The organism is Euzebya pacifica, from assembly GCF_003344865.1.
Classification (GTDB): domain Bacteria; phylum Actinomycetota; class Nitriliruptoria; order Euzebyales; family Euzebyaceae; genus Euzebya; species Euzebya pacifica.
The window spans coordinates 3,799,414-3,815,390 of the sequence record NZ_CP031165.1 but is presented as its reverse complement, the minus strand read 5'-3'; the positions used below and the strand labels follow the sequence as shown (position 1 = coordinate 3,815,390).

Genomic DNA, 15,977 nt, shown 5'->3' with positions numbered 1-15,977 from the left:
GTGACCGACTCCACCCTCACCCCTCCCGCCCCCGACCGTCGTCGTGTGGCGATCGTCACGCTGGGCTGCGGCCGCAACGAGGTGGACTCCGACAACGTCGGCGGCCTGCTCGGCACCGGCGGCTTCGACATCGTCGACGATCCCGACGGCGCGGACTGCGTCATCGTCAACACCTGCACGTTCATCGGCCCGGCCCGCGAGGAGTCCATCGAGACCGTCCTCGACGCCGTGGACGGCGACCGTCCGGTCGTCGTCATGGGTTGCATGGCCGAGCGCTACGGCGACGAGCTCGCCGAGGCCGTACCGGAGGCCGCCGCGGTCGTGGGGTTCGGCCAGTACACCCAGCTCGCCGACATCGTCGGCCGGGCCATCGACGGCTCACCCGCCGTTGCCCCCGCCACGATTGCGCCAGCCTCCACGGGCCGCCGTGGACTGCCGGTGCTCGGCGCCGGTCCCGCCGGGCCCGACGCGCCACCCAACGTCTCCTTCCCCGTCCGGACCGTGCCCAAGGGGCCGTGGGCGTACCTCAAGATCGCCGGCGGCTGCGACCGCGTGTGCACCTTCTGCTCCATCCCCTCCTTCCGTGGACGCTTCGTGTCCCGGCCGCTGGAGGAGCTGGAGGCGGAGGTGCGCTGGCTGGCCTCCACCGGCGTGCGTGAGCTCGTCTGCGTCAGCGAGAACACCACGTCATGGGGGAAGGACCTCGACCACGGCCGCCACGGCCAGGTCGACCTCGTGGAGATGTTCGGCCGGGTCGAGGGGCTGGAGATGGTTCGCCTGATGTACCTGCAGCCGGCCGAGATCATCCCCGAGCTCCTCGACGCCATGGCCGCCTCCGACACCGTCGTGCCCTACTACGACCTGTCCCTGCAGCACGCCTCCGAGCCGGTGCTGACCCGCATGGCCCGCTCCGGATCGCCCGAGCGCTTCCTGCGGCTGATGGAGGGGATCCGGCGGCGTGACCCCGACGCGGTGTTCCGCTCCTCCTTCATCACCGGCTTCCCCGGCGAGACCGAGGCCGACGTCGAGACGCTGATGGACTTCGTCGGCGACGCCGGTATCGACTGGTCGGGTGTGTTCACCTACTCACCCGAGGACGGCACCCCCGCCGCGACCATGGACGACCAGGTCCCCACCGACGAGGCCCGTGCTCGCGCGGACGCCGTCACCGAGGTGATCGAGGCCGTTGCCCAGGAACGCACCGACGCCTTCGTCGGTCGCACGCTGGAAATGCTGGTGGAGTCCCACGAGGGCGACACCGCCATCGGCCGCAGCTACCGCGAGGCCCCCGAGACCGACGGCGAGATCCGGGCCGAGGGCGTCCAGACGCCGATCGGCCGGATGGCACCGGTCACCATCGTCGCCAGCGACGGCGTCGACCTCATCGCCCGGCCGGCGTAGCGGACGCACACGTGGCCGACACCGACCACTCCGACGGCGACGACCCCAGGGGCGGCGCCACGGCGGCGACGGCGGAACCCTCCCCCCTCAACCTGGCCAACGCCTTCACCTTCCTGCGCGTCCTGCTCGTGCCCGTCATCGGCGTGCTGCTGGCGCGCAGCACCGGTGACGCCGGCACGGTCACCAGGTGGTGGGCGTTCGGCATCTTCGTCTTCGCGGCGCTGACCGACTCCATCGACGGGTGGGTCGCCCGCCGGCTGGTCGGCGTGACCCGCTGGGGACAGCTGGCCGATCCGTTGGCCGACAAGCTGCTGATCATCGGCTCGTTGGCCATCCTCGCGGCGCTCGGCGAGCTGCCGTGGTGGGCGGTCCTGGTGATCATCGCCCGCGAGGTCTTCGTCACCTGGCAGCGCGGGTCGTTGCTGCGCGACCACGACGTGGTGATGCCCGCCAGCGTCTGGGGCAAGGTCAAGACCGTCACCCAGGTCATCGCCGTGACCCTGTACCTGTATCCGGGCGTTGCCGACGTGGCGTTCGTGGCCCTGCTGGTGGCCGTCGCGGCCACCGTGGGCAGCGGGCTGGAGTACCTCGCCCGCGTCCAGCGGCTCCGCCAGGAGGCCGTCGCCGCCGCAACCGGAGGATCCTGACCGTGGGGACATCAGCGGAGATCATCGCCATCGGGGCCGAGCTGCTGCTCGGCGACAACACCGACACCAACTCCACGTGGTTGTCCCGCCGGCTCGTCGAGCTCGGCGTGACCGTCGTGCGCCACACCTCCGTCGGCGACGGGATCGACGACATGGCCACCGCCATGGAGGAGGCGCTGGCACGTGCGGACGTGGTGCTGACCACTGGGGGGCTCGGTCCGACACAGGACGACCTGACCCGCGTCGCCCTGGCCCGCGTCGCCGGCGTGCCGCTCGTGCGGGACCATGCGACCCTGGCCGAGATCGAGGCGTACTTCGCGTCACGCAACCGGCAGATGTCGCCCTCCAACGCCCAGCAGGCCGACATCCCCGAGGGCGGGCGGTGGCTGACGCGGGTCGGATCGGCGCCGGGCCTGGCCCTCGAGGTGGGTGACGGCCTCGTCGTCTGCATGCCGGGTGTCCCGAGCGAGATGCGGGTCATGTTCGAGCAGGACGTGGTCGCGATGCTCGTCGAGCGGGGCGGCCTGGCCACGACCGTCACCCGCACCGTGCGGACCTCCGGGCTCAGCGAGAGCGGCATCGCCGACACGCTGGCCGAGCTGGTCTCCCGGGTCGAGCGCGACGGCGGCCCGACGATCGCGTTCCTGGCGTCGCGGGGCGAGACACGGGTCAAGGTGACGGCAACGGCCACGGACCGGCCGACCGCCCTGACCATGATCGACCCGATCGTCGAGGAGGTCGTGTCGCTGCTGGGTCGAGGGGTCACGGGCCTGGACGAGGAGGGGGTCGAGCACGCCATCGGCCGCCTGCTGCTGGCGCACGGCTGGACGCTCGCCGTCGCCGAGTCCATCACGGGAGGGGGAGTGGGGGCGCGCCTGGTCACGGTCCCCGGTGCCTCCGGGTGGTTCCGCGGAGGACTCATCACCTACGCAACAGAGGTCAAGACGATGCTCGCCGGCCTCGACCCCTCCGGCCTGCAGAGGACGGGACCGGTCGAGGGAACGACCGCAGAGGCGCTGGCCCGTGCGGCCGCCGATCGCTGCGGCGCCGACGTCGGCCTCGGCATCGTCGGGGTGGCCGGCCCCGACCCGGTCGACGATGCCCCCGTCGGCACCGTCCGCGTGGCCGTTGTCGTCGACGGCCGACCGGCCGTCACCAAGGAGATGCGGATGCCCGGCCGGTCACGTGTGGACATCCAGTCCTTCGGGGCGTCGGGGGCGCTCTCGGTGCTGCACACGGTCCTGCGGGACGCCTGATGCGCACCTTCGTCGCGCTGCCCGTCCCCGCGGCGGCCGCGACGATGATCCAGCCAGCCACCGACGGCCTGCGGAACCGTTGGCCCGAGTTGCGCTGGACCGATCCGCTGGGCTGGCACCTGACCCTGGCCTTCCTCGGCGAGATCGACGACGACGTGGCGACCGCGGTGTGCGCCACGGTGGCGGTGGCGCTGGCGGACGTCTCGCCGCTGCAGCTCGGCCTGCCCGTGACCGCCGACACCGCTCCCGGGAGCCGAGGGATCGTCTGGCTTGCCGTGGCGTCACCGTCGCTCGGCGACCTGGCCGAGCGGGTGCGTGACGCCTGTGCGGCTGCAGGCGCGCCGCCGGACCGGACCCGTCCGTTCCGCGGCCACCTGACCCTGTGCCGGGTCCCGCGCCGGTCGACACCGGACCCTGCTGGGCTGGCCCGGACGGTCGCCGCGGCCTACGAAGGGCCGTCGTTGTCGTGGACGGCAGACCGCGTCGAGGTCCTGCGCAGCGACCGCACCGCCACCGGGGCGCAGTACACGGAGCTCGCGAACATCCCGCTCACCTGAACGGGTGGCGTGGCCGTTCCCCAGCGCTCCGCTGACGGGACGGACATGGGGACAGGGGAGGGTCACGGGTGGATGTCACACCTCGGGCGTACGCTTCGGTCACCGGGAATCACGGGTATGTGATTACCGACCGGTCGTGGGGATGCGATCGGGTGACACGGAAGGCAGGGGCAGAGGATGCACGATGCCAAGGGGAACGCGGTCACGATCGACCTGACCGAGGACACGACCCATCGTCGATTCGGGGCGGCGACGCTGCCGGTGGGTCGACGCGCGCAGCTGATCGCGCTGCAGCAGCAGCTGGAATGGTGCGAGCAGGCGGTCATCCGCACCCAGCGGGACGCGGACCGCGCGATGCGCAACAGCGACCTGCCCGATGCCGAACGCTGGCAAGCCGTGCAGCGGCTGCGCGCGCTGTCGTGGAAGGTCTGCCGCGAAGTGCTGCCGCTGATCAGCCGCGTCCCACCGGGACTGCGCGACCACGATGCCTTCCGGGGCGTCGAGGAAGCCGGCCACTCGCTGCGACGCCGGACCGAGGACGCCATGCGCGACAACGCCAACTACGCCGTCGACCTGGTGAACGCTGCGAACGACCGGACGCCGGTCCGCTGGTGAGCCGTCTCGCCACGCGGGCGGACTGCGAGGTGCCGACGTACGTCGTGCCGACCTGCTTGGTGCTGATGTGCTTGGCACTCGAACGATTGTTCGATACCGTGGAGGGCGACGCGGTTGTCCACAGACCCGTCGGATCAGCCGGCCTCGATGTCACACCCCCGACGTAACGTCGATCAGACAGACCCCACACAGACCCATACCGGCCGCGGGGCCGGCAGGAGGACACCATGGCCAAGACCGACCGCGAGAAGGCGCTCGAGCTGGCGCTCGGCTCGATCGAGAAGCAGTTCGGCAAGGGCGCGATCATGCGCATGGACGAAGGTGCCCAGCAGAAGGTCGCCACGATCCCCACCGGTGCGATCGGCCTGGACGTCGCCCTCGGGGTGGGCGGGTTCCCCCGTGGACGTGTCTGCGAGATCTACGGACCCGAGTCCAGCGGCAAGACGACGGTGGCACTGCACGCCATCGCCGAGGCCCAGAAGGCCGGTGGGATCGCCGCCTTCATCGACGCCGAGCACGCGCTGGACCCCACGTACGCCCGTGCCCTCGGCGTCGACGTCGACGCCCTGCTGGTCTCCCAGCCCGACACCGGCGAGCAGGCGCTGGAGATCACCGACACGCTGGTCCGATCGGGGGCCGTCGACCTGCTCGTCGTCGACTCCGTGGCGGCCCTGACGCCCCGCGCCGAGATCGAGGGCGAGATGGGCGACTCCCACGTCGGCCTGCAGGCCCGCCTGATGAGCCAGGCGCTGCGCAAGCTCGCCGGCCACCTCAACAAGTCCCGCACCTGCTGCATCTTCATCAACCAGCTGCGCGAGAAGATCGGCGTGATGTTCGGCTCGCCCGAGACCACCCCCGGTGGTCGGGCCCTGAAGTTCTACTCCTCCGTGCGGTTGGACATCCGTCGCATCGAGTCGCTTAAGGACGGCCAGGACTTCGTCGGGAACCGGGTTCGCGTCAAGGTCGTCAAGAACAAGCTGGCCCCGCCCTTCCGCAAGGCCGAGTTCGACATCATGTTCGGCGAGGGCATCTCCAAGGAGGGCTCGCTGATCGACATGGGGGTCGAGCACGGGATCATCCGCAAGGCCGGTGCCTGGTACACCTACGACGGCGAACAGCTCGGCCAGGGCCGCGAGAACGCGCGCAGCTTCCTCAAGGAACACGGCGACGTCGCGGACGAGATCTACAAGCGCACCATCGAGATGCTGGGCCTCGTGCCGACCGACGTCACCGGTGACGACAGCATCGAGGTCGACGGGGCGCTGGCCCTCGACGCGTGAGCGATCCGGAGGTGATCGCCCGCCTCCGTGCTGCGATGGACGCGGCGGGGGCTCGCCCCGCCGAGGTGGCGAACGCCGAGGTGGGCGCGGAACCGGGCGAACCCGGCGCTGCCCGGAAGGGTCTGGATGATGACCCGGCTGGCGTGCCGGACGATGTCGACCCGGCGGCGCTGTCCAAGGCCATGGCCTACCTGACCCGCAGCGCGTCGCGTCGCCCGCTGACCGTCGCCGAGGCGCGCGACAAGCTGGTCGCCCGCGAGTACGACGACGCCGTCGTGGACGTGGCGGTTGCCCGTGCCATCGCGATGCGGATGCTCGACGACGAGGGGTTCGCCCGCGCCTGGGTGGGTGACCGGGGGGTCAAGCGGGGCTACGGTCGCCGACGGCTGCACCGCGAGCTCGCCAAGCGCAAGGTGCCCGAACCCGTCATCGACGCCGCGCTGTCCCAGCTCGACGAGGTCGACGAGACGGCCCAGGCGCTCGAGCTCGCGCGCCAGCGGGCCCAGCGAATGCCGGCGGACCTGCCGCCCGCCCGGGTGGCCCAGCGGCTCGTGGGCATGCTCGTCCGGCGTGGGTTCGACTCCGGCACCGCCCATCAGGCCGCACGGGAAGCCACCGCCCTCGATCGCGACTGGGACTGAGCGGGGTTCAGTACCCGCACGAACCGCGGACCCCGCCGGGTGAACGACGGGGTCCGAGGCCCTAGGAGGACTGGGAATTGATCCTGTTGTTGACGGACTGCACGTCCTGACGGACTACACGGCCTGACGGCCTACACGTCCAGGGTGGTGACCGTCAGGCGGTCGGCGCGGCGACGCATGCCGTATCCGGCGGCACCGAGCAGTCCGAGTCCGGTGGCCGTGACCCAGGCGGCCGACCCGTCCGTGTAGGGGACCATGGCGGCACCGGTGAAGCGGATGGCCTCGGCGGCGGCCTGCTGGATCGGGGCGGCCGTGGTGGTGGGCGGGGCGATCATCGGGGTCTCGTACTCCATCGGGACCGACACCATCGGCGCCTCGTAGGGCTGCAGCGTCAGCCCGTTCTGGCTGCGGACCCCGTCGATGTTCGAGCCGAGGTTGGCGGGCTGGATGGTCGGCGTGCCCGTGACACGGCCGTCGGCGGCGGGGGCCTGCGGCTCGACGACCTCGGTCGGGGCCTTGCCTGCCGCGGAGACCTTGGTGGGCTCGGGCTCGGTTCCCTCGTCGGCCGTTGCCACACCACCCTGGGCGTCCGACTGCGGTGCCGGCGCGGCCGGGGGAGCGGGCACACCCTGGTTGTCGTCGGCCGGCGCGTCGTCACCGAGCAGTCCGGCGGGCACCTCCTCGACGATGGGGGCAACTGTGTCCAGCGGCAGGGCCTCGGTCACCGGCGCGATCGCCTCGACGACGGGTGCGGCTGCCTCGACGACGTCGTCGACGACGTCACAGGCGGCGTCCACGATCGGGTCGGCGCTGGACTCGGCAGCGCAGGCCGGCACGATCTCCTGGGGTGCGTCCAGCAGCTGGGCCGCGACCGGCGCAACCGGCAGCAGCATCGCGGCGCCTGCCAGGCTGGCGAACGCGATGCCACGGGTGGGGCGGCGACGGTTTGAAGTGGGGTGGGCCACTGGGGGATCTCCTGCGGTTCGGTGCGGCTCTACGCGGAACCCAACGACGCCCGCTGCGTCGTGTGACGGTTCTTCACTCGTATTTTCGCCCTGCGGCACCGGATCTCCTGCTGTCGGTCGGACAGTGGGAGGTATCGGGTGACAGCGGCCGTACCTGTAGGAGGTTGTCCTGCGCGCCAGCGGCGACGGATGGGCCGGGGCGCGTGGGGGCGGCTGGGCAGTCTCGACCACAACCCGTAGGCTGGTCAACCGCCCCGCCAATGGATGAGGAGAACCGCACGTGAACGTGCTGCAGGTCTGGATGTTGATCGGTGTCCCCGCGCTGGCGCTCGCCGGTGCGCTCTTCGTGCGCCGCTCGCCCTGGCGTTCGGTCGTCGGCTATGCCGTCCTCTTCGCCGGGTTCGGTGGCATGGCGGTCTACGACCGGGCCAACGCTGCCGTCTTCGGCGGCCTCATCGCGCTGCTGTACGCCGCTGGTCGCGGCGGCAGCCTCGAGCGGATCGACACCCGAGCCGACGAGCTGGCCGTCCCCGACGCGTCGCTGCACCCCAAGCGTCGCGCGGCGCAGGGCTGATCGAGGATTCTGTGAGCGCACGTACCTACTTCATCCGCACCTACGGGTGCCAGATGAACGAGCACGACTCCGAGCGCGCCGCGGGCGTGCTGGAGACGATGGGTTATCGCCCTGCCCCCGACCCCGAGTCGGCGGGCCTCGTGCTGCTCAACACGTGCGCCATCCGGGAGAACGCCGACAACAAGCTGTACGGCCAGCTCTCCCACCTCAAGCCGCTGAAGCTGGCTGACCCCTCCAAGACCATCGTGGTCGGTGGCTGCCTGGCCCAGAAGGACCAGGACAAGCTGGCCGAGAAGGCGCCCTACGTCGACGTCGTGTACGGCACCCACAACATGGGCCGCCTGCCCGAGCTGCTCGCCCAGGCCGACTCCGCGTCGCTGCCCGTCGTGGAGATCCTCGAGCACACCCAGATGTTCCCCTCGGCGCTGCCCTCGATGCGAGAGGTGCGCCACCACGCCTGGGTCTCGATCTCCATCGGCTGCGACAACACCTGTGCCTTCTGCATCGTCCCGTCGCTCCGTGGCCCCGAGAAGTCCCGCAAGCTCGGCGACATCGTCAGCGAGACGCGCGAGCTCGTGGCCGACGGCGTCACCGAGATCACGCTCCTCGGCCAGAACGTCAACAGCTACGGCCGCGACCTGGTCCGGGCCGGCGAGGTTCCGGCCGAGTTCGCCGACGGGTCGCGCAACCGCACGTTGTTCGCCGAGCTGCTGCACATGCTCGGCGACGTCGACGGCCTGGACCGCATCCGGTTCACCTCGCCCCACCCCAAGGACTTCACCTCCGACGTGTTCGCCGCCATGCGCGACGTGCCGACGGTGATGGAGCAGCTGCACCTGCCCCTGCAGGCCGGCAGCGACCGGATCCTCAAGCTGATGCAGCGCAGCTACCGCTCCCGTCGGTTCCTGGACCTCGTCGCCGAGGCCCGTGACACCATCCCCGGGCTGGCCATCTCCACCGACATCATCGTGGGCTTCCCCGGTGAGACCGAAGCGGACTTCCAGGCGACGCTCGACGTCACCGAGCAGGCTCGCTTCGACTCGGCGTTCACCTTCAAGTACTCCAAGCGTCCCGGCACCACCGCCGTCGACCTGCCCGACCACGTCGAGCAGCACGTCATGGACGAGCGGTTCATCCGCCTCGCCGAGCTGACCAAGCGGCTGTCGGCGGAGTCCCACGCCCGTCAGGTCGGCACCGTGCAGGAGGTCGTGGTCGAGGGACCGTCCAAGACCGACGACACCCGGCTCAGCGGTCGCACGCGCCACAACCGCCTCGTGCACTTCCCGGTGGTCGAGGGCCTGGCCTCCGGCGCCACGACCAACGTGGCCGTGACCGACGCAGCGGCCCACTACCTCCTGGGCGAGGTCACCGACGCTGCCGTCACCCCGGCCGTGCCCACCCCGGGCCCGGCCACCGCGCTCGCCTGACCGACAGAGCCGTGGACGGGGCTGCACCCGGCGACCCGGCGGTGCCCGCCGGGCCGGTGGTCGCCATCGTCGGCCCCACCGGCAGCGGCAAGTCCGCGGCGGCCATGGCGGCCGTCGACCGGCTGCACGACGCGGGACTCGACGTCGAGCTGGTGGCCATCGACGCGTTCACCGTGTACCGCGGCCTCGACATCGGCACGGCCACCCCCGGTCCCGAGGACCGTGCCCGGGTGCCCCACCACCTCGTCGACGCGCTCGACCCCGAGCAGGACTGCACCGTCCGCTGGTTCCAGCAACGGGCTCGCGCGGTCATCGCCGACATCGCCGGACGGGGAGCGGTGCCGCTGCTGGTCGGCGGGTCCGGCCTGTACTACCGCGCCGTGGTCGACCCGATGCTCTTCCCGCCCACCGAGCCGACGGTCCGCGAGCGCCTGGAACGGGAGTGGCGCCACGATCCGGCGGCCGCCCACCAGCACCTGCACACCATCGACCCCGAGGCTGCCGGCCGCATCGATCCCCTCAACCTGCGCCGCACCGTCCGCGCGCTGGAGGTCATCGAGCTGACTGGCCAGCCGTTCTCCAGCTTCCACCGGGTGTGGGGTGACCACGAGTCGATCTACCCCGGCCTGACCGTGATCGGTGTCGACCTGGACCGCCGTGACCTCGCGGCCCGGCTGGAACGCCGCACCCACGACATGCTCGACCACGGCTGGCTGGAGGAGGCACGGGCCCTGCGCGGACGCACCCTGTCCGACACCGCCTCCCAGGCCATCGGCTACGCCGAGCTGTTCGCGCACCTCGACGGCACCCTGTCGTGGGACGACGCAGTGGAGCGCATCGTCATCCGCACCCGCCAGTTCGCCTCCAAGCAGCGCCGATGGTTCCGCAAGGATCCCCGCATCACCTGGTTGTCGGCCGACGACGTCCCGGCCGCGGTCGAGGCCGCCGCTAGGCTGGTCTGACGCACACACGACCCACGGAGAGCACCCTGGAGTTCCTGAAGGTGCACGGAGCCGGCAACGACTTCGTGCTGCTGCCCGACCTCGACGACCACCTCGACCTGACCGCCGACCTGGCTGCTGCGCTGTGCCACCGTCAGCTCGGGATCGGTGGCGACGGGGCCATCCGCGTCGGCCCCGCCCGTCCCGGTACCGACGCCGACGCGTTCATGGACTACCGCAACGCCGACGGGGGCCTGTCGGAGATGTGCGGCAACGGTGTCCGCACCGTCGCCAAGTACCTCGCCGACCGACAGCCCATGGACGTCGTCACCGTCGACACGCGTGCCGGCGTCAAGCGGGTCGTCATCCACCGCGGTCCCGACGGCCTGACCGAGACCTGCACCGTGGACATGGGTGCGCCCGTGGTCGGCGAGGTCGGCAGGCCGGTCGTGCTCGACGACGGCACCACGGCCACGGTCACCATCGTCTCGATGGGCAACCCGCACGCGGTCCTCCTCGTCGACGACGTGGCGACCGCACCCGTGACCACGCTGGGGCCACGCATCGAGACCCATCCGGACTTCCCCGAGGGCACCAACGTGGAGTTCATCGCGGCACGGTCCGACGGCGGCGTCGACGGACGCATCTGGGAACGGGGTGTCGGCGAGACCATGGCCTCGGGCACCGGCGGATCCGCGATGGCCGTCGCCGCCCACCTCAACGGCCTGGCGGCCCGGACCACCGACGTGCACCTCCCCGGCGGCGTGCTGCGGATCGAGTGGACCGAGGAGACCCTGTTCGTGACCGGTCCGGCCGTCGAGGTCGGCAAGGGCGTCCTCGACGACGCATGGATCGCCACCGCCACCGGCGGGGCGAGGACGTCGCATGAGTGACCACACCACAGACCCCAGCGAGGAGCACGACGACATCGACGAGACCGTGATCGACACCGACGACCTGGCGACCGACGACTCGATGGCTGACGACGCCGACCTGGGCTGGGACGTTGACGACCCGGCGTCCGACAGCGAGGGCGGACTGCAGATCGGCCGTGCCCAGCGTCGCCGCCTCGAGGCGGAACGCATCGAGGACCACGCCCCGCAGGAGGGTGTGAAGATCTTCCGGCAGGTCGACGCGGCCGTGATCGTCGGGCTGCACCTGCCCGGCGAGACCAGCCACGACGTCGACGCCTCCCTCGACGAGATGGAGCAGCTGCTGGAGACCGCCGGTGGCCTGACCGTCGGCAGGGTCGTGCAACGTCGTGACCACCCCGACGTCGCCACCTTCCTCGGCCGCGGCAAGGTCCAGGAGCTCAAGGGCCTCGTCGGCCAGCTCGGCGCTGACGCCGTGGTCTTCGACGACGACCTGTCCCCGGCCCAGCAGCGCAACCTGGAGGAGAAGCTGAAGGTCAAGGTGCTCGACCGCACCATTGTGATCCTCGACATCTTCGCCCAGCACGCCTCCTCCTCCGAGGGCACCGCCCAGGTCGAGCTGGCCCAGCTGACCTACCTGCTGCCCCGCCTGCGTGGCTGGGGTGACGCCCTGTCCCGGCAGGCCGGTGGTGTCGGCGTCGGCATGCGTGGTCCCGGTGAGACGCAGCTCGAGGTCGATCGACGCAAGCTCAACCGCCGGATCACCAAGCTCAAGCGGGACCTGAAGGGCTTCCAGAAGATCCGCCAGACCAAGTCCCTTCGCCGCCGCCGCAACAAGGTCCGTGCGGCCGCCATCGTCGGCTACACCAACGCCGGCAAGTCCACCCTGATGAACGCCATGACCGGCGCCGACGTGCTGGTCGCCGACCAGCTGTTCGCGACCCTCGACACCACGGCCCGCCGGCTGGACCTGCCCGACGGCCGCACCATCGTGCTGACCGACACCGTCGGCTTCGTCAAGAAGCTGCCGACGCAGCTCGTCGAGTCGTTCAAGTCCACCCTGGAGGACACGCTGAACGCCGACCTCCTCGTGCATGTCGTCGACGCGTCCCACGAGGAGGCCGAGTCCCACGTGCTGGCGGTCAACCGCGTGCTGGCCGAGATCGGCGCGGGCGACATGCCGCGGGTGCTGGTCCTCAACAAGATCGATCGCTGCGACCCCGATGACCTGGTCGGCCTGGCCCGGACCGTCGAGGCCCACGGGGAGGCCGTCTACCAGGTCTCCGCTGCCACCGGTGACGGGGTGCAGGCGCTGGTCGACGGGATCGCCGAGCGCATTCCCCCGCACCGCAAGGTCATCGAGGCGTTGATCCCCTACGCCCGCGCCGACCTGGTCGCCCGGGCACACGCGGGCGGCGAAGTCCTCAAGCGCGAGGACCGCGACGACGGCACGTGGATCGTGGCGAACGTCTCGCCCAAGGTCGGGGCCGAGCTCGTCCCCTTCGCCACCCACGACCCGTGGGCGAAGGACGATGATGACTGAGCGCCGAGGCGGCTGAGGACACCTCCATGAGCCGAGGGGTGCTGGAGGTCCGCAACGTCCACCGACGTTTCGCGACCGTGGACGTCCTGCGAGGGGTGGACTTCGTGGTGCACCCCGACGAGCTGATCGCCCTCGTCGGCGAGAACGGTGCCGGCAAGACCACCCTCGTGCGCTGCATCGCCGGTGCGCTGGCCCCCGACCACGGGTCGGTCGTGGTCGACGGGAGGGCGCTGAACGGCACGGGCAGCGCACCGCCTCCGGGGCTGGAAGTCGTGTGGCAGGACCTCGCCCTGTGCGACAACCTCGACGTGATCGACAACCTCTTCCTCGGGCGCGAGGAGGGATCGTTGCTGGGCCGGCGCGAGGACGAGCAGGTCCGTGCACGGCAGCTCTTCGACCGACTCGGCGTGGCGATGCCTGCCCCCGACCGTCCCGTCGCTACCTTCTCGGGCGGACAACGACAGACCATCGCGCTGGCGCGGACCCTCGTCCGACCGCCGGCGCTGCTGGTCCTCGACGAGCCGACGGGGGCGCTGGACTCCGCGGGGGTGCACGCCGTCCGGTCGCTCCTCAAGGGCATGCGGGCCCAGCGCACCGCGATCCTGCTGATCAGCCACGACCTCGAGCTCGTCTGCGAGGTCGCCGACCGAGTCCTCGTCCTCCGCGACGGCGTCATCAGCCACGACGTCCGCCGACCCGACCTGACCCCCGACCTGCTGCGCGGCTGCATGTCCGGGCTCGAGGCCGACGTCCTGGCCCGGCAGCAGCTGCACGGGCTGCGCTCCCTCGTCGACCAGCTCGCCGACGTCGAACCCACCGACGTCCTGCCGCTGGTCGTCTCCGCGGTCGGGGTCGCGCTGGAACAACCGCGGCTCGCGCTGCACCTGCACCGCCCCCGGTCCGGGGACGGCCCGGTGGGGGAGGGGCACACGGCGTTGCTCCGCCTCGGCGCAGCCATCGGACTCTCCGGCCCACTCCGGGGCCACCTCGACCGGCTCGAGGTCGGGGGCGCGAGCGGCCGTCCGGGCACCCCCCTCGCGGAGTGCACCAGCACCCGTCGGCCGGTGGTCGTCCCCGACCTCCGCGACCACGACAGCCCCGATGCCGCCGCCCTCGTGGCCGCGGGCATCCGCAGCATGTGGGCCGTGCCGCTCGTCGCCGGACACGAGGTGCTCGGCACCCTGTCGGGCTACGGTACGGCCGCAGGCGGCGTGACCGACGAAGCGCTGGAGCTCGCGTCGCTGTATGCCGCGCAGGCTGCAGCCGCCGTGGAACGCGACCGGTTCCTCGCGACCGTCACCCGTCGCAACCGAACCCTCGAGACGCTCCGGCAGGTGCTGGAGACCCTCGCTGGTCCCGTCGGTGAGGACGCCGGCCTGGTCATCGCCCTGGAAGCCCTGCGGGTGGGCCTCGGCGCCGAGGGGCTGGCCCTGTCCGGCCCCGACGATGCCGACGCGCGCGAGGCCAGTGCGCAGGAGGCCAGTGCCCGCGGTCCCGACGCCCACGAGCCCGGCGAGCAGGTGGTCGGCCACGTCGTCGGGGAGGGCGATGGGGGATGGGCCCGCCGCACCGACGTGCCGTTGGCCCCCGACGCCGTCGTGACCAGGCAGGACGACGGCCGGGCCGTGCTGATCGCCGTGGTCGCCGGTCCCGAACGCCGTCACGTGCTGGCCGCCCGCTGGGCCGCGGGCGAGGCCCCCCGCGACGGGGCTGCCGAGCTGCTCGTCGACGGTGCCCACTCCGTGCTGCTCGCCCTCGAACGACGTGCCCACGAGGCCGCGCGACAGGAGGCCACGGCCCTGCGGCGCAGCAACGAGCTGCAGCGCACCTTCCTCTCACGGCTCAGCCACGAGCTGCGCACACCGCTGACCGCGATCCACGGCTACGCCGACACCCTTCGACAGCCCGACGTCGCGTGGGACCATTCCTCCACCCGTCGCTTCCTCGACACGATCGCCCACGAGTCCGACCGCCTCGGCGACCTCGTCACCGACCTGCTGGACGCCTCGGCCATCGAGGCCGGTGTCCTGCGCCTGCAGCTGCACTGGTGCGAGCTGAAGCCGATCATCGAGGCAGCCGTCGCCTGCGTGCCCACCACCCCCGCCGAGGCGATCGCCGTCGAGGTCCCCGACGACCTGCCGCCGATCGTGGCCGACCACGGCCGGATCGAGCAGGCGCTCGTGAACCTCCTCGGCAACGCCGTGCGCCACACCCCGCACGGCACGCCGATCCGCGTCGGTGCCCGCATGGTCCGGCGACCCGATTCCGACGTCGTGGAGATCGTCGTCGCCGACCGCGGACCGGGGCTGCCCGACCACGTCGCGGAGTCCCCGTTCGTCGCCGGCATCAGGGGGAGGGGCGACGGCGCTGGGCTCGGGATGTCCATCACCCGTGGCATCGTGGTCGCCCACGGCGGGACCGTGGGTGTGTCCACCGGCCCGGGCGGGACGACGATCACGCTCGGCCTGCCGGTGGAGGGACCCACCGAGGAGGACCCCGGCTGGGACCTGGACGATCGCGGTGGCCGCAGCCACCACACGGAGGCCACACGATGACCATCGCTCGGACCCGGGTGCTCGTGGTCGAGGACGACCCGAACATCTCCGACCTGATCCGCGCGAACCTGACCGCCCGCGGGTACGACGTCGTGCTGTCCACCGACGGACGGGGAGTGGAGCGCCTGGTCGACCGAGAGCAGCCCGACGTCGTCCTGCTCGACCTGATGCTCCCCGAAGCCGACGGGTTCGAGCTGTGCCGCCGCATCCGTGCCCGGTCGGAGGTCGGCATCATCGTCATCTCGGCCCGCGGCGGAGAGTCCGACAAGGTCCGTGCCCTCAACCAGGGTGCCGACGACTACATGACCAAGCCCTTCGGCATCAACGAGCTGCTCGCCCGCATCACCGCCACGTTGCGGCGCACCCGGCCGGCCGAGACGGCGACACCGTCGGCACAACGGATCGCGGTCGGCAACGTCGTCATCGACCTCGAAGCGCAGGGGGTCACCGTCGATGATGCCCGTGTGCACCTCACCCCCACGGAGTTCGCCGTCCTGCGCGAGCTGGCGGTCGAGCAGGGCAAGGTCCTCACCCACGGCATGCTGCTCCGCCGGGTCTGGGGGCAGGCCTACGAAACCGAGACGGAGTACACCCGCGCCTACGTCCGGCGGCTGCGCGCCAAGCTGGAGAACCCCGGTTGTCCCGAGCTGATCATCACCGAGCCACGGACCGGCTACCGGCTGTCCGGCTGACGAACTGTCGT

Annotated in this window: 15 protein-coding genes; 14 read left to right on the top strand and 1 reads right to left on the bottom strand. The window is 71.5% G+C overall.

Annotated features, from left to right (window positions below; translation table 11 throughout):
• From rimO to DVS28_RS16325, 7 genes are all read left to right on the top strand, one after another.
• Entirely contained in the window at window positions 1-1,401 is a 1,401-nt protein-coding gene (rimO, locus tag DVS28_RS16355) for a 30S ribosomal protein S12 methylthiotransferase RimO (protein ID WP_164710644.1), read from the top strand.
• Between the two features lie 11 nt (window positions 1,402-1,412).
• Window positions 1,413-2,048 (top strand): CDP-diacylglycerol--glycerol-3-phosphate 3-phosphatidyltransferase, encoded by a 636-nt coding sequence (gene pgsA / locus DVS28_RS16350; RefSeq protein WP_114592408.1) that lies wholly within the window; start codon window positions 1,413-1,415, stop codon window positions 2,046-2,048.
• A gap of 2 nt (window positions 2,049-2,050) precedes the next feature.
• Window positions 2,051-3,304, top strand: coding sequence for a CinA family nicotinamide mononucleotide deamidase-related protein (locus DVS28_RS16345; protein ID WP_164710643.1), 1,254 nt, complete (start codon window positions 2,051-2,053; stop codon window positions 3,302-3,304).
• Entirely contained in the window at window positions 3,304-3,861 is a 558-nt protein-coding gene (thpR, locus tag DVS28_RS16340; protein WP_114592406.1) for an RNA 2',3'-cyclic phosphodiesterase, read from the top strand. The genes DVS28_RS16345 and thpR overlap by 1 nt, the downstream gene beginning before the upstream one ends.
• A 177-nt stretch (window positions 3,862-4,038) precedes the next feature.
• A complete protein-coding gene (locus DVS28_RS16335) occupies window positions 4,039-4,476 on the top strand; it encodes a hypothetical protein (protein ID WP_114592405.1) in 438 nt (145 codons plus the stop codon).
• A 227-nt stretch (window positions 4,477-4,703) separates the two neighbouring features.
• On the top strand, window positions 4,704-5,756 hold the full coding sequence (recA, locus tag DVS28_RS16330; RefSeq protein ID WP_114592404.1) for a recombinase RecA: 1,053 nt from the start codon (window positions 4,704-4,706) through the stop codon (window positions 5,754-5,756).
• Complete coding sequence (locus DVS28_RS16325; protein WP_114592403.1) at window positions 5,753-6,397, top strand: regulatory protein RecX; 645 nt, start codon at window positions 5,753-5,755, stop codon at window positions 6,395-6,397. The genes recA and DVS28_RS16325 overlap by 4 nt, the downstream gene beginning before the upstream one ends.
• A gap of 131 nt (window positions 6,398-6,528) precedes the next feature.
• Here the strand turns inward: DVS28_RS16325 and DVS28_RS16320 are convergent, their stop codons facing one another.
• Window positions 6,529-7,362, bottom strand: coding sequence for a hypothetical protein (locus tag DVS28_RS16320; RefSeq protein ID WP_114592402.1), 834 nt, complete (start codon window positions 7,360-7,362; stop codon window positions 6,529-6,531).
• 280 nt (window positions 7,363-7,642) lie between these two features.
• Between DVS28_RS16320 and DVS28_RS29255 the strand changes: the two genes are divergently transcribed.
• Genes DVS28_RS29255 through DVS28_RS16290 form a run of 7 tightly spaced genes read left to right on the top strand, consistent with a single transcriptional unit; the run spans window position 7,643 to window position 15,966 of the window.
• The gene (locus tag DVS28_RS29255; protein ID WP_157965169.1) at window positions 7,643-7,936 is read left to right on the top strand and encodes a hypothetical protein; all 294 of its coding nucleotides are present in this window, start codon (window positions 7,643-7,645) and stop codon (window positions 7,934-7,936) included.
• 11 nt (window positions 7,937-7,947) lie between these two features.
• On the top strand, window positions 7,948-9,363 hold the full coding sequence (gene miaB, locus DVS28_RS16315) for a tRNA (N6-isopentenyl adenosine(37)-C2)-methylthiotransferase MiaB (protein ID WP_216826088.1): 1,416 nt from the start codon (window positions 7,948-7,950) through the stop codon (window positions 9,361-9,363).
• Window positions 9,364-9,374: 11 nt separating this feature from the next.
• Entirely contained in the window at window positions 9,375-10,325 is a 951-nt protein-coding gene (miaA, locus tag DVS28_RS16310; RefSeq protein WP_216826087.1) for a tRNA (adenosine(37)-N6)-dimethylallyltransferase MiaA, read from the top strand.
• Between the two features lie 41 nt (window positions 10,326-10,366).
• Window positions 10,367-11,197, top strand: a complete 831-nt coding sequence (dapF, locus tag DVS28_RS16305; protein WP_164710642.1) for a diaminopimelate epimerase — start codon at window positions 10,367-10,369, stop codon at window positions 11,195-11,197.
• Window positions 11,190-12,719 (top strand): GTPase HflX, encoded by a 1,530-nt coding sequence (hflX, locus tag DVS28_RS16300; RefSeq protein ID WP_216826086.1) that lies wholly within the window; start codon window positions 11,190-11,192, stop codon window positions 12,717-12,719. The genes dapF and hflX overlap by 8 nt, the downstream gene beginning before the upstream one ends.
• 26 nt (window positions 12,720-12,745) lie before the next feature.
• Complete coding sequence (locus DVS28_RS16295) at window positions 12,746-15,274, top strand: ATP-binding cassette domain-containing protein (protein WP_114592399.1); 2,529 nt, start codon at window positions 12,746-12,748, stop codon at window positions 15,272-15,274.
• Window positions 15,271-15,966, top strand: coding sequence for a response regulator transcription factor (locus DVS28_RS16290; RefSeq protein WP_114592398.1), 696 nt, complete (start codon window positions 15,271-15,273; stop codon window positions 15,964-15,966). Before DVS28_RS16295 ends, DVS28_RS16290 begins: the two co-directional genes overlap by 4 nt.
• The last annotated feature ends 11 nt before the right edge of the window (window positions 15,967-15,977 follow it).

Coding starts and splice junctions, on each gene's coding strand:
- thpR (WP_114592406.1), top strand. CDS start 3,304: ATGCGCACCTTCGTCGCGCTGCCCGTCCCCGCGGCGGCCGCGACGATG.
- DVS28_RS16335 (WP_114592405.1), top strand. CDS start 4,039: ATGCACGATGCCAAGGGGAACGCGGTCACGATCGACCTGACCGAGGAC.
- recA (WP_114592404.1), top strand. CDS start 4,704: ATGGCCAAGACCGACCGCGAGAAGGCGCTCGAGCTGGCGCTCGGCTCG.
- hflX (WP_216826086.1), top strand. CDS start 11,190: ATGAGTGACCACACCACAGACCCCAGCGAGGAGCACGACGACATCGAC.
- DVS28_RS16295 (WP_114592399.1), top strand. CDS start 12,746: ATGAGCCGAGGGGTGCTGGAGGTCCGCAACGTCCACCGACGTTTCGCG.
- DVS28_RS16290 (WP_114592398.1), top strand. CDS start 15,271: ATGACCATCGCTCGGACCCGGGTGCTCGTGGTCGAGGACGACCCGAAC.